At 38.2% G+C, this 14312-nt stretch carries 5 protein-coding genes; 4 read left to right on the top strand and 1 reads right to left on the bottom strand.

The features are described 5' to 3' along the window. Nucleotides 1-184: 184 nt before the first annotated feature. From L2586_RS15380 to L2586_RS15365, 4 genes are read left to right on the top strand one after another with little or no spacing between them, the layout of a single operon-like run. On the top strand, nt 185-2932 hold the full coding sequence (locus L2586_RS15380; protein ID WP_235293812.1) for a hypothetical protein: 2748 nt from the start codon (nt 185-187) through the stop codon (nt 2930-2932). An 8-nt stretch (nt 2933-2940) separates the two neighbouring features. Beyond that, nucleotides 2941-4401 carry a sulfatase-like hydrolase/transferase gene (locus L2586_RS15375; RefSeq protein WP_235293811.1) on the top strand — a complete coding sequence of 487 codons (1461 nt, stop codon included), beginning with the start codon at nt 2941-2943 and terminating at the stop codon, nt 4399-4401. Then, on the top strand, nt 4398-5996 hold the full coding sequence (locus L2586_RS15370) for a sialate O-acetylesterase (protein ID WP_235293810.1): 1599 nt from the start codon (nt 4398-4400) through the stop codon (nt 5994-5996). The genes L2586_RS15375 and L2586_RS15370 overlap by 4 nt, the downstream gene beginning before the upstream one ends. A 22-nt stretch (nt 5997-6018) precedes the next feature. After that, the gene (locus tag L2586_RS15365; protein ID WP_235293809.1) at nt 6019-6762 is read left to right on the top strand and encodes a DUF6250 domain-containing protein; all 744 of its coding nucleotides are present in this window, start codon (nt 6019-6021) and stop codon (nt 6760-6762) included. A 1358-nt stretch (nt 6763-8120) separates the two neighbouring features. Here L2586_RS15365 and L2586_RS15360 read toward each other — a convergent pair. After that, nucleotides 8121-14300: a T9SS type A sorting domain-containing protein gene (locus L2586_RS15360; protein WP_235293808.1), complete on the bottom strand. Its 6180-nt coding sequence runs from the start codon at nt 14298-14300 to the stop codon at nt 8121-8123. Nucleotides 14301-14312: the final 12 nt, after the last annotated feature.

The following is a 14312-nucleotide window of genomic DNA, read 5'->3' as shown; positions in this document are numbered from 1 at the left end:
AATTTTCCCTCTTAATTGCTTCGAATACGTGCTTGCCATTTCTAAATATTAAAATTGATCGATAATTCACCAATCAGGAATCATAAGTTATTTTAATTTTCACTATTATAACCTATCATTATTTTAAGAATCAATTTAGCACCATTGAATTATTTTTTGTGCTGATCTTACAAAATAATATGTTATGGAATTATCGAAGATATGTATAGTTATAGGTATTTATTTATTGGCAAGCAATATCCAAGCCCAGAATAGTATCAATATTCCACTCCCCGAAAATCTTGAACAAGGATATCCAAGAATTTACATCACTGATGAGGAAAAGCCCGGATTAGAAAAAACAATCCAAGAAGAAGATTGGGCAAAGGAAGTGCTCAGCAAAATTCACGAGAACATAGACGAGCACGTTAATCGTCACATCACAGATCCAGAATGGATGGTTTCCCGATTGCAGATGTATTGGAAAACGAAATGCACCAATGTTTATATCAATGGTGTCGATTATTCACATGCTGATGGAGAAGCTCCTGTCCCTACCGTTCGTTTCTCAGGAGCTCGAGATTATACAACGGATTATGCGATGCCAGATCTAGAAGAAATTATTCCCTACATGGATGACGTTCGCGGACTTTTCCTTGTAAATAAAAGCAAAGAAGGTAAACCTCTAGAATGGGTGGAGCAATCCAAAACGGGCGGTATCATTCATCGCCATAATCAGAAAATCATTGGGTTTGCAAGGGACGCTTCATTCTTATACTGGCTGGAAGAAGACGAGCAATTTGCCAAGTTTGCTTTTGACATTTTCGATACTTATATGATGGGAATGTATTACCGTTCTGAACCCATTGACCTATTAAATGGACATATTCAAACCCTAGTCGGACTAACTTGTTTTCAGGTCATTCATGAAAGTACTTTGATCGAAATAGCCGAACTTTATGACTTTCTGCATCAATACATTGAGAATAACCACACCGATAAAATCGAAATATATGATGCAACCATCAAAAAGTGGACGGAACTAATCATCAAAAATGGGGTACCTCAAAACAACTGGAATCTTCACCAAGCTAAAATCATTCTGAAGGCGGCTATGGTTCTAAAAGACAATGCTGATTACAAAGATGGAAAAGGACGTGAATACTACATCGATTATATTCTAAATAAAACTTCAGCTCGTCAATGGTCTCTCACCAAATTTATGAATTATGGATATGATGAGGAGAACGGTGTATGGAATGAATGCCCCGGTTATTCTATGGGTGTCACCAATGACCTTGCCCATTTTATTCAAGACTTCCAAAACACATTTGACCATGATATCCTTCCGTACACGCCTGTGATGGAAAAAGCCGTAAAAATGTTACCACAGTATCTATTTCCTAATAATCAAACTGTTGCATTTGGCGATAGTTATTACGGCACACTATCTACTCGAGCCATTGAAGAAATGATTCGCATCGCACAGAAAAATGACGATGAGAATATGGAAAAGGAATTCACGGCTATGTATAAATTGTTTAATCCTAATGCTGGTCAGCCAAGAGGTCAACGCAAATCTAGAGGCGATATCTCTTCCTTTTTTGCTAGCAAACCATTACAACTAAATCCGACATACAAAGCTGGTGAGATGACCGATTACGTTACACAAACCTTTTCAGCTCCTAATGTGAGTTGGCACGTCCAGCGGATGGGAACGGGTAAAGATGGGATGATGGTTTCATTAAACGGTTCGCTGGGAAATCACATGCATGCGAATGGCATTAATATGGAACTTTATGGTAAAGGATTTGTACAAGGTGCAGATCCTGGAAAAGGCGCTGGTTATTTGCAACCGATCTACCTTGAATATTATTCTCAGTTTCCGGCGCATAATACGGTGATGGTCGATGGCGTGTCGTCTTACACGGAAATGTTAAGCAATCATGGATTTGACTTATTAGGGGAATACCCGAAGTCAGAGCAGAAAGATGGATTTTATAGTGACATCACTTATTCGGATGTTATGTTTTTAGAACCCGAAACGCAAAGTGATCAAAATAGAATGGTTAGCATCGTAAAAACAGGCGAATCTACAGGCTATTATGTAGATATATTCAGATCGAGAAAGCAGCGAAAAGGAGATAAATTTCATGATTACTTCTACCATAACCTAGGGCAAAGTATGTCGATTATGGATTCGGATGGTTCCGCGCTGGAACTGTCAACTAGTGAAGAGATGGGTTTTGCTGGTGGACATCTTTATGGTTTAGACTACATGTGGGACAAGCAATCCACGAAAACCAATGAGGATTACCAGGCTGAATGGAAGATAGATATGCCTGAAGGTAAAGATGATGTCTATATGAATTTATGGATGGCAGGGACGGAAGGCAGAGAAGTTTTTAGTATCAAGTCACCACCTAATAAAGCATTCAGAGGAAATAATGGACTTCCATATGATGTCGATAAAGCACCTTATCTAACCTTCGCTGCCAGACAACATGGCGAAGCTTGGGAGCATCCTTTTGTTTCTATTTACGAGCCATTTACAGCTGGTGAAGGCAAGAGTATCAGTGAAATTTCAAGTTTTAAAGATGAGAATGGGAGTAGTGAATTTGTTGGTATAGAAGTGCAACATAAATCAGGTCGAAACGATATGATTTTTTCTTCGCAAAACGGAAATGTAGCCAAGTATAATGAGGTTCAATCAGATGCCTCCTATGCTTTGATTGGAAAGGAGAAAAATGAAGACTTCGTTTTATTCTTAGGAAATGGAAAAATGCTAAATGCATATGGATTTAATATCTCTGCGGAAGAAAAAGGTAATGTAGTTTTAGAAAAAACAAAAGGTAACCTTATATTACACAATGAGGTGCCAATCACCATTACTTATAAAAATACAAAACATAGTTTTGATGCAGGATCGAAGCGCATGATCAAATTGAAATAAAATATATTATGAAAAAACTCCTTTTGCTAGCAATGGTCTTGATTGCAAGCGTTAATTTTAGTTATCATTCTAAGGAAAAAGTAGAGGAAGAAAAGAAACCTAACTTCCTGTTTGTGATTGCGGATGACCAATCACCATTTGACCTGAAAACGTACGATCCGAATTCTATCTTGGAGACGCCAACCATTAACAAACTAGCTCAAGAAGGCATTGTTTTCGATGGGGCTCGTCATATGGGATCTATGAATGGCGCAGTGTGCACACCATCAAGACACATGGTGATGTCTGGTCGAACATTGTGGCACTTGCCACCAAGTGCGAAGTTCCAAAAACAAACCGATCCACATCCCATAGATGAACAGACCATTGGTGCTGTTTTTAATAGAGCAGGTTATAAAACCATGCGAACGTGCAAGAAGGGAAATTCTTACCCTGGGGCGAACAAGCAGTTTAGCGTTGTGCACGATGCAACGAAAAGAGGACCTACAGCAGAATCAGGAAGTGCCTGGCATGCTGAGCAAGTCCTGGATTATTTTGAAGAAAGAAAATCTACTGAAGAAACAGATCCATTTTTAATTTATCTAGGTTTCTCGCATCCGCATGATCCTAGAAATGGAACCCCGGAGTTACTAGAAAAGTATGGATCTACAAATCACAAGGATAAAGAGGCTCTTCCATCGGCTAATCCTAAGCAACCACCATTACAGGACAATTATCTATCTGCTCACCCATTTCATCATGGACACCGCAATCTACGAGATGAAGTAAATGTCAGCGGAGTCTGGAGAAATAGAGATGAACAAACGGTCAGAAATGAATTGGGCCGGGAGTATGCATGTTCCGAAAACATAGATATACAATTGGCAAGAGTACTGAAGAAATTGGAAGAATTAGGTGAGTTAGACAATACTTACATCATCTACACAGCGGATCATGGCATGTCTATCGGACGTCATGGCCTGATGGGAAAGCAAAATTTGTATGAGCATACTTGGCGTGTACCTTTCATTATAAAAGGACCTGGTTTAGAAGCTGGGAAACGAGTGGATGGAAACATTTATCTTTTGGATGTGCTTCCGACACTGTGTGATTTAGCAGGGATAGAAATTCCAGAAACAGTGGAAGGCGAAAGCTTTGTACCCGTATTAAAAGGAGATAAAGAAGTGATAAGAGACGTAATGTATGGAGTATATGCAGGAGGTTCTAAACCAGGAATGAGGACGGTGAAGAAGGGCGATTGGAAACTTATCAAATACGACGTGTTAGATGGGACCGTTAGAGAAACCCAACTTTTTAACTTAGCTGAAAATCCAAATGAATATCTTCCTGAACACAACAGGACCAATAAAATGGAAACAGACTTAGCTGAGAATCCTAAGTACGCTGAAAAACTGAAAGAAATGGAATCATTATTAAAAGAGCAAATGATTGCTCACGAAGACCCTTACACACTATGGAATCAAAAATGAAAAACTACATCAAATCACTAGGAATTTTATTATTTATACTGCCTCAAATCTTAATGGCAGAGGTCAGTTTGAATTCATTGTTTTCAGACCATATGGTCGTTCAACGTGAAACAGAAATCCCAATTTGGGGATGGGCAGACGCAGGTGAAAACATAACTATAGAAGCTAGTTGGGGAGAAGAAACCTCGGTGACCGCACTTGAAGATGGAACATGGAAAGCATATCTTAAAACTCCGAAAGCTGGAGGTCCGCACAAAATAAAAGTGTCCGGAAAGAATTACATCGAAATTAGTGATGTTTTGTCGGGAGAAGTTTGGCTTTGCACAGGTCAGTCTAACATGGATTTTTCAATGGAGAGGTTTTTAAATAATTCAAAAGAACCTCAATACCAACCATTGGTGGAACATGTGAGAGAGGAGGTTAAAACGGCTAATGATAATTGGATCAGATATATTGAAGTTCCACAGACGATGTCATTATTTGAAAAGAAGAAGAATTTTAAAGGTCAATGGATCAATGCTACTCCGGGCAAGACAGAGAAAATCTCCGCAACAGGCTACTTCTTCGCCAAAGAACTACGGGAGAAATTAAACATTCCTATTGGCTTAATAGAATGTTCATGGGGTGGAACCCGCATACAACCTTGGTTATCTAAAGAAACTTACTTAGAAGATCAAAACAGAACAGAATACTTTGAAGTAAGTAGAAAGTCAGCCCAAGAAAGAATCGACATCATAGACGATGAGAACTATGTCGATTTAGTTTATAATCAGAAATTAGCAGATTGGTATAGTAGCGGCAGGAAAGGAGGAGCTCCTAGACCATCCATCCACGATCCGAGAAAAGAAAAACAGGAACCAGCAACTTTGTACAATGCCATGCTCTCGGCGGTTATTCCATACAGTATCAAAGGAGCCATTTGGTATCAAGGGGAAAGTAATGCAGTACACTTACCTGAAGAATATTCTGACTACCTAGAGGCCATGATTAAGAGTTGGAGAGCAGAATGGAATCAAGGGGACTTTTCATTTTATTGGGTTCAACTTGCAGCTTGCATAAGAGGAAATGAAGAAAATGATCAAGGATGGGCCATAGTGAATGATCAATTAAGACGAACACTTAGTGTACCCAATACCGGAATGGCTGTTTTATATGACATCGGTGAAGGGAAAGATATCCATCCTCATAATAAAATGGATGTTGGCAAAAGGCTTTCACTGTGGGCGTTAAGAAATGATTACAATGTAGTGACTCCAGTGAGTGGTCCGTTGTATAAATCAAAAGCTATAAACGGAAGTAAGATTGAAATTGAATTTGATGAAGTTGGTGACGGACTAATGGTAGGCAGGAAAGTTCTTTTAAACGAAACGTATGAAGTAAGCGAGCCTTTGAAATGGTTCGAAGTTAAGGGCAAAGATGGTGTGTGGAAAGAAGCACAAGCAAAAATTACCAGCAAGAACAAAATTGAAGTTTGGAATAAAGAAGTTTCCAATCCTCAGCATGTTAGATACGCTTGGACAGCCTACCCTGAAGGAGCGAATTTATATAACAGAGATGGTTTGCCAGCTGCGGTTTTTACCACGGAAAATTATTAAAACGAGATCTAAAAATATCTAAATGCAACAGCATATTAATTCTATTATTTTGATAACGAAATTGGCCATTATTTTGGTTTTGGTCAATGGTTGTATTTCGAATACGAAAGTGATCCAGTTAAGTGAAACGCATAAAGTCTCTGGAAAGCTGATCTATCAAAATGACTTCGATGATTTATCAGACTGGAAGGTGGAGCAAGTTCCAGGAGGCAAGGTAGAGATAATTGATGGCAAGCTAGAAATAACAGATGTTGGAGGTTGTACGATTTGGTCAAGGAAACAATTTTCAGGTCCAATTATCATCGAGTATGATGTATTTATAATTAAAGATGGTGGTCCACGAGATAGAGTTTCTGATCTAAATTGTTTCTGGATGGCCATCGATCCTGATCATCCTGATGATTTATTTGCTAACTCAGATAAAAGAGGAGGACGCTTTACCAATTATGACTCCTTGAGACTTTACTATACAGGAATGGGTGGCCATAATAATACTAAAACCAGATTTAGAAGGTATGATGGTCAAGGTAATAAGCCACTTCTTCCAGAGCATGATTTATCTGATGAAAAGTATCTCTTAGAAGCGAATAAACCATATACTGTTAAAATCCTCAGCTCAGGTGGTATTATTCAATATTATAGAGATGATATGTTGGTTTTTGATTTCAAAGATGATAGTCCCTACTCTAGCGGTCATTTCGGATTTAGAACGGTGGATAATCATATGACGATTGATAATTTTAAGGTGTACCAAATTCTTAAGTAATATTTCTCATCTTTAAATTGGAAGGGACAATTTCGCCAACAAATATTGAGAAAAATCGCACTAAAGCACGAGGTCCAGTAAAATGGACAGGTAAGCCCGACAGCTTCCTAAACTATAGGCAGTGCATGACCTAAAAATCTACAAAACTTCTGATATTTATAAATTCCGGTCTGGAGAGACTACTTAGCCATTTTACATTAAAGTATTCCGAATTAATTAGCTCCAGTAATATGAACCTGGGCCCAACCAATAGAACCTTCTTAACCAACATATATTGAGAAAAATCGCACTAAAGCACGAGGTCCAGTAAAATGGACAGGTAAGCCCGACATCTGCCTAAACTATAAGCTGTGCATTACCTAAAAATCTACAAAACTTCTGATATTCATAATATCCGGTCTGGAGGGACTACTTAGCCATTTTACATTAAAGTATTCCGAATTAATTAGTTCCAGTAATATGAACCTGGGCCCAACCAATAGAACCTTCTTAACCAACATATATTGAGAAAAATCGCACTAAAGCACGAGGTCCAGTAAAATGGACAGGTAAGCCCGACAGCTGCCTAAACTATAGGCAGTAGATTACCTGAAAATCTACAAAACTTCTGATATTCATAAATTCCGGTCTGGAGGGACTACTTAGCCATTTTACAACCCAGTAAAATCAAACTAATGCATGAGGTCCATTAATTCTGTGACCAGATTAAAAAAAAATGAAATGTTATAATGCTAGTATAATTGTGAGAACCTAGATATAAAAAAACTGAAGCAAATATGTATGGATAATAAGCCTGGTTGGAAAAAAGCGTATGGTCTAAGATGTAGATTAATCATCATCCAATACCATAATGCTTCAGTATATCTTTGGCTAAGCTTTATTCTTCGTTGTGCAATCAAGAAAAGTTAAAGTCTGATCAATGCTTAGCAATGATCAGACTTAACGAGTTTTGGTTATAAATTGTAATCGAGTATGCCCAAAATCAATCTCATGTGAGATTATTAAAATTGTGTAAGTTCCTTTTCAGTTGAATTACTCTCTTACAATTATCCTATAAGCCAAGTACTGTTCCAAAAATGAAATCATATTGAATTAATCTATAATATGTTCACACTTTAACATTTACCTACCCACCTAACTAGCTATGAATACGCAACTTACGATACTAGAAAAAACATTAATTTATTTTGAGAAAAAACGGATATTCAGCCAATTTCGAAAATGTAGTCATTGATTTAATTATTGTCACTTCCTTAAATTCAAATTGACAAAAAATATGCAGCTAATCTGGACCTAGAGAAGCTCCAGCAATTATATTCTTTACTTTAATGAAAATTGACCTAAAACATGTCTACTTCCTATCTGGTGAAAATCATCTTCTTAGTAATCTGAAAATCTTCTGATGTGATCTTATAATAGTACACGCCCGATTCTTTCAAATTTTCACTTCCGATTCTAAATTCATGATTACCAATTCCAAAGTCAGACTTAAGCTCCTGAACCAGTTTTCCATCGATATCAAAGATCTGGCAACTAACCGACCTTGAAGATGATAATTCGAATGGAATCCTAGTTTGTTTCACGAATGGATTAGGTTCATTTTGGTAAACTGTAATCGCTCCCCTACTTTCCTTTTCGACAGATCTATAATGAAGTTCAATTGGCTTAACTTCACTGTTTATCGTATACAATTCCGCTGACATTCTCGAAGTATTCAATTCGATAGATTCTTCCACACCCGAATTCTCTTTCGCAATAAACTTCAGCTGAATCAACGATGTACCCTCAGCGATATCAATCCCGCTAATATCATCGAAACTTATCCCTATCAGACCTTCCTCTGAAGCATGATTTATGTTATCCTCTTTTAATGGAACACCTGCTCCATCTACCGCAAGTAAATCTAATTTTACTTTATCATAATTCACCGCAAACTGGAACCCTTCTATACTCATCTCTTCACTGACTTCCAAATTGACATGCATAACATCCCCCTTAGCAAATTGCTTATTATCAGTCTCTAAGTAGATCGCCTCGCTTCTGACAGTCGTATTAGAATTCTCTAATCCACTATATGAATCGTTAACATCTCCTATCTTAATACCAATTAAATCCGCATTATAATTACTCTCAGACAACAATCCTAAATCGATCGTTTCATCAAATCCCCATGGCTTCAACACATCATTAAACACGTAATTCTTATCGACGAACCTCCAACTCGAATTCTTAGGATACGTATCGGTTAATCCAAGTATTAATTTTCGAATCAAGATCAAGTCTAAACCAGAAATACTCTCCGAATTACTTGCATCAGCTGCGATGACTTTGTAAGGATCAGTAAATATTTTTAGTCCTAGAATGTGCTTTTGTATCAATATAATATCCAGCGTTGTTACACCTAACCGGTAATTTTCATCGTAGATAGGTCTAACTGTATAAGATAAGTAGTCTGGAATATTACTAAAACGGAAACTACCATCTTCTTCTGTAAACTGCATTTCTCGCAAGTCTGAATTAGACTCTAGTGTTACTTCTACATCCCGCATGGTTCTCTGCAAGTCAGCGGTATAAATGTTACCACCTATATCCACATAGCCATTCTCCACATCCGGACAAACATCATTCGTATCGTTCACACGAATCTCAACACTACAGTAATCTTGGTTCCCTGCTTCATCAGTTACCCAGACCTTAAGCGGAATCGTTTGCTGCACTCCATTGCCCATCATTTCACAAGTAACCGTGAAGAAGGTATCAGATGTATCCTTTGAAAAGGATAACTTCAGATCGAGATCTGCCGTGCAATTATCAAAACTTCCCTTGTTATAATCTGAAGCCCAAAGTTGCACTTCCCCATTCAGCGGCATTACCGCAGTAGAAATTCCGGAAAGACAGTACGGCGTTGGTGGCTTACAATCCTGAACCGTAACATAATACTTCTTAATGGCTGTATTTCCGCAATGATCTTGAACCGACCATACAATATAATATCTTCCAGGTTCCCAAACTTCTTGGATTCTGTTTCCTATTCCTTCATCATCATATATACCATCTAAATCAAAATCAACTCGCCACTTATAGAATAATTCGGACGTACAATCGTCTGTTGCATCCACCTGAAGATCCACAATTCCTTCACAACTTCCAGAAATACAGACTGTTGTATCTTGGTAGTCATAATCGTATGTAGGCTTCGTGTTATTTTCAACATAGATCACTTGTATATATGTCCATAATCCTTCACCCGTTAGTGGATTATATTGGCACCAATCATTAACCTGCCATTCTCTGTGAATCGACAAACAAGCCCCATCTCCATATTCGAATACTTTATCGGTGTATTCTGCTGCTAATTTTGCACAGTTTTTATCTATATATCTTGGAGATCCTGTTACTGAAGTATCTATATCCACATTCACACACCCTTCTATCGTAACTTTTTCAGGCCAAATTATCTGCTCATAAGTAAATGGATCTGCCACTTTAATCGTAATCACTTGGGTTGCGACATCTGTCATTCCATTATTATCCGTTGCTGTAAATGTTCTCGTAATCGTTCCTGCACCGCACTCCAGATCGATCTCTGACGTTTCCTCTACTTCCACATAGCAATTATCCACTGCGTAACCATCGAGACCAACTGTTCCGCTATTATAAGCATCGTTCAGGATAATAGGTTTTCTCGGTTCATCTCCGATAACAACATCACCGAAATAAGATAAGTCGTCATATAAGAAATCATGGTCACAACTAATCGTTATGTGAGGAGGTGCACTTACTACTGGAGGTAGTTTATCATTTAAAGTAACCTCTACCCAAACCATATTCACATTTCCATGAATATCTTCTACTAAGAATTGCACCCTATGCTCTAGCCCCACTTCAGCACAACAATAATCTACGTAATCATTGTAGTACAGACCATCAAATAAATAATCACCTGGCTCTGAACCACAGGAGTCAACTTTCTTACGCACCTTCATTAACTTGATTCCGCAATTATCAAAACTACCATCATCAAAATTCTCAGCATAAATCCTCGCCGTTCCATCAGATCCAATGCTCGCAACTGTATGTAAATCAGCAATTGCAAATGGAGCTTTGTCGTCCTGAACCGTAATGATGGTAGAACAAGTGTCTCTGTTATCACAAGCATCGAACATGTAGTAATCGACGGTATTTATTCCTAATGGCAGTCCATTAACTACATTGTTTTCGCTTACGAAATGACCGAAGACATCATTCTCCGTTATATTTACCTTAACTGTAAATCCTGTTTCGTTGCAGTTATCCTGCATTGTCGGTGGCGGAATAATTATCTGGCCAGTTTCACAATCATATGGTGAAGTATAAACTGTTAATGGAGCAGGACAAACAAATGTCGGAGGCTCCTTATCTGTTACCTTAATCACCTGATATTCTTCTCTATTTAATCCAGTACACCAGTCGAATAATTTCCAATGACGCAAAACCTTGAAACTCGTTCCGCAACCCTCTAAGTAAGTGTCCTCGAACGCAACATCTATCGACTTACATCCAGTCAAGTAAAGTCCGCCTCCAGCCTCTGGGTCTGTCGATGGGTGACCATTCTCGAATGTGGGATAATTGCTATCGCACGCTAAAGAAGGCAAGTCAATATCATCTCTATTCAATGGGAATATGATATTATTAATATCTTCCTTGATCACATTAATGGTATCCGTACATGAATTCTGATTTCCAGACTCATCTACTACTAACCAATTTCTGTATATTATTTTTTCTAAGTTACTCGTACATGCCTGAATCACTGCAGTTTCGTTATATGATAACGTAACATCACTACAGGCATCTACTCCTGAAAGTCTGAATCGATTTTCGCCTAGGTCAATTGCATTATCAAATGGAACTGGATAACCAACTGAATCTGGACTAATATCATCCGAACAAAGCACATCATAACTACCGCAGTTAATAATCGGTATAAAATTATCTTGAACCGTCAGATTACCCCAGCATGCATTATCACAGGCTGTAGTTACCGTATACTTTAAAGTCTTACCGATGTAATAATCGTTGATCACTGCATTAGGAATAACAAAACCATATTGATCTTCCACTTTCACTGTGAATTCTTGCTCAATTCCTTGATCATTGAGTAAAAGCACTTCAGGAGTGATTTCTGATTCGCAAAGTTCATTTAGTGAAATATTGATCTGACCTTTACATGAAATCTGAGGTCCTGCTCCTATATTTACATTAATATCATCCACATAAGTACAACCACGCTGATCAGTTACCGTCAGATAATATCTAGTCGTAGTCGACGGGCTCACTTCTATCGTCTCAGAAGTCGCACCATTACTCCATAAATAGGTATATGGTGGCTCTCCACCCGTTAACACTTCTGGCGTTAATGTGAAATTGGAAACTAAACACGTTCCAACATTATCTCCCAAATCTAACTGCAAATCATCAACGATGAATCCAACACATATGGAAGATCTGTTTCCAAGATTATTCTCAACAACCACTGAAATAAAATTCTGACCTGTGTTCTCACCATTTGATTCGAAATGAATACTCAGCCCAAGAGAATCTGTAATTTCTGCAGTTCCCATCATGCCACTTTCCTCAATACTGATCAATCTATGGCCTGTTCCACAACTCTCTACTTGGAAAGTATAATCAAAACTTCCTGTGTTACATATCGTATCTAGGTCAATGTATTCTATAGGTAAACCTGTGACTACATCTAAGAAATCAATCGTTTCTCTATAAGAAGTTAAATAAGAATAAACCGAGGCATTCGCAGATGAACCTATAAAACCAGCTGTGAAATTAACATCAGCGGTTAATGTATTATCATTAGACAAATCGGATTCTTGCAGCAGAACTGAAGAATACCCAGAAAAGCCTAAAATATTTCTTACGATTCCTCCTACTGGGTTTCCATTCAGCCTTAAGTTACTGAGACCAGCTGTAGGAATAATAATATTTAGTAAGTGATTATTCGCATTTGTCAGTTTCGAGAAAGTAAGAATATTATCTCCTCTACAGCTCCCGATCGGTGGCACTACTGACATGCCTACATTTCCCCCACTCTGTCCAGAAACATGGTAAACCATCGCCGGTCTTGAAGTTCTGATGTAAAGCGGTTCACCGATGCTTCCATTTAATGGAATTTGGTAGTAATCTCCAGCATCTATCGTTGCCGTCTGGATAAATGCACCATCTAGAAAAATATTAGTTCCGTTTTCGATCGGAACTACGATCGCATAATCTTGATCCACATCGTTTCCAGATCTTGTTAAGACATAATTAATCCCGGCTTTAGAAGCTGGTATAATCTGATCCATCCCTCCATCTTGTGCGAGCGTTCCATAAGCCTGTGTGTATTGCGATCCACTGATCACTGCTATATTTTTTGTTGCGCTCACTAATGCTCCCGAAACAGAAACATTGTTATCATCATCTTTAATTAAGTAGCTTTCTCCCCTATTCAGCCTGACCGTATGCGGACTTGTTAAACCCGTAACCGGAATGTCAAATGTAAAAGTTACATCTGTGTCATCTTCTGAAGCCATAACCGAAATGAAATGCGCCTCCTTTAAAGCTGATGTGGTAGAACTAGCAATTCTAGTATTCGTCTGTGATCCCACTCTAAATCCTCTTCCTAATCCTTCTCTTCCTCTAATACTAATATGATTTTTATTAAGGCTGCCATCTGTTAAGTATTTTATGTCAATGGGAACATCAGAACTAACGATGAATCCTTTATTACTTTCCTTGGTATTAGGATTTTCCGTCTGCAGGTAAGTCAGCGGGATGGCTTGGGTCAATGCTGCCGCGCTAGAAATTGTAAAATCTTGGTTATAAGAATTATCTAGCGTTCTTACATTAATATTTGCACTAGGATATCTCGTAGAAAAGTTGAGACTTGCTGGCCCGTTTAATTCGTTATCGTTTGGTGTATTCAATTGCCAGATCGGTGGAATATAGTAGTAATTTCCTGTGAAACAATTTTCAACAGATGGTTCGATAAGACAATCTGGGTCTGCTTGATCGATAAGACCATCTGCGTCATTATCTATTCCATCTCCGCATATTTCGATTCCTCCTTGTGGTGGAGCTAAACAATAAATTTCAGCTTCCCAACCTGTACTTGTCCCAGATCCACCTGATTTAAATTCAAAAGTAAGACAAGCTCCGTTTCCACGAATGAGAGAATTAATAGTGTATTCTTCTCCAGGTGTCGCCATACTTCCAGAGTACTTGCTAATTAGCGGAGAAAAGGTACTAGGACCATCATATACAAATAAAGTGTCGGGGATAGATTCAGTGCTGAGGGAAAACTTCTTAAACAAAGATCGCATTTTGCCACCGTTGTCTGCACAGTAAGTGACAAGGTAATCTTCATTATTCTCATAATTTCCTGTCGGACCACCAGTATCATAAAAGGTGGTGTTACAAGTATTGGTTACTTGCCCGAAGCTATTGATGGCTGTTATCATCAATAAACTATAAATCCAGCCTTTTAGAAATGTTTTACTCATTCAAGTATTTTA

The sequence above is a fragment of the Portibacter lacus genome, assembly GCF_021533215.1.
GTDB classification, from domain to species: Bacteria; Bacteroidota; Bacteroidia; order Chitinophagales; family Saprospiraceae; genus Portibacter; species Portibacter lacus.
The sequence above is the reverse complement of the archived record's forward strand: the minus strand, read 5'-3'. Positions and strand labels throughout refer to the sequence as shown.

Bases quoted from the DNA above. Each gene is read 5' to 3' on its own strand.
- L2586_RS15370 (WP_235293810.1), top strand. From the start codon at position 4,398: ATGAAAAACTACATCAAATCACTAGGAATTTTATTATTTATACTGCCT.
- L2586_RS15360 (WP_235293808.1), bottom strand. From the start codon at position 14,300: ATGAGTAAAACATTTCTAAAAGGCTGGATTTATAGTTTATTGATGATA.
- L2586_RS15380 (WP_235293812.1), top strand. From the start codon at position 185: ATGGAATTATCGAAGATATGTATAGTTATAGGTATTTATTTATTGGCA.
- L2586_RS15365 (WP_235293809.1), top strand. From the start codon at position 6,019: ATGCAACAGCATATTAATTCTATTATTTTGATAACGAAATTGGCCATT.
- L2586_RS15375 (WP_235293811.1), top strand. From the start codon at position 2,941: ATGAAAAAACTCCTTTTGCTAGCAATGGTCTTGATTGCAAGCGTTAAT.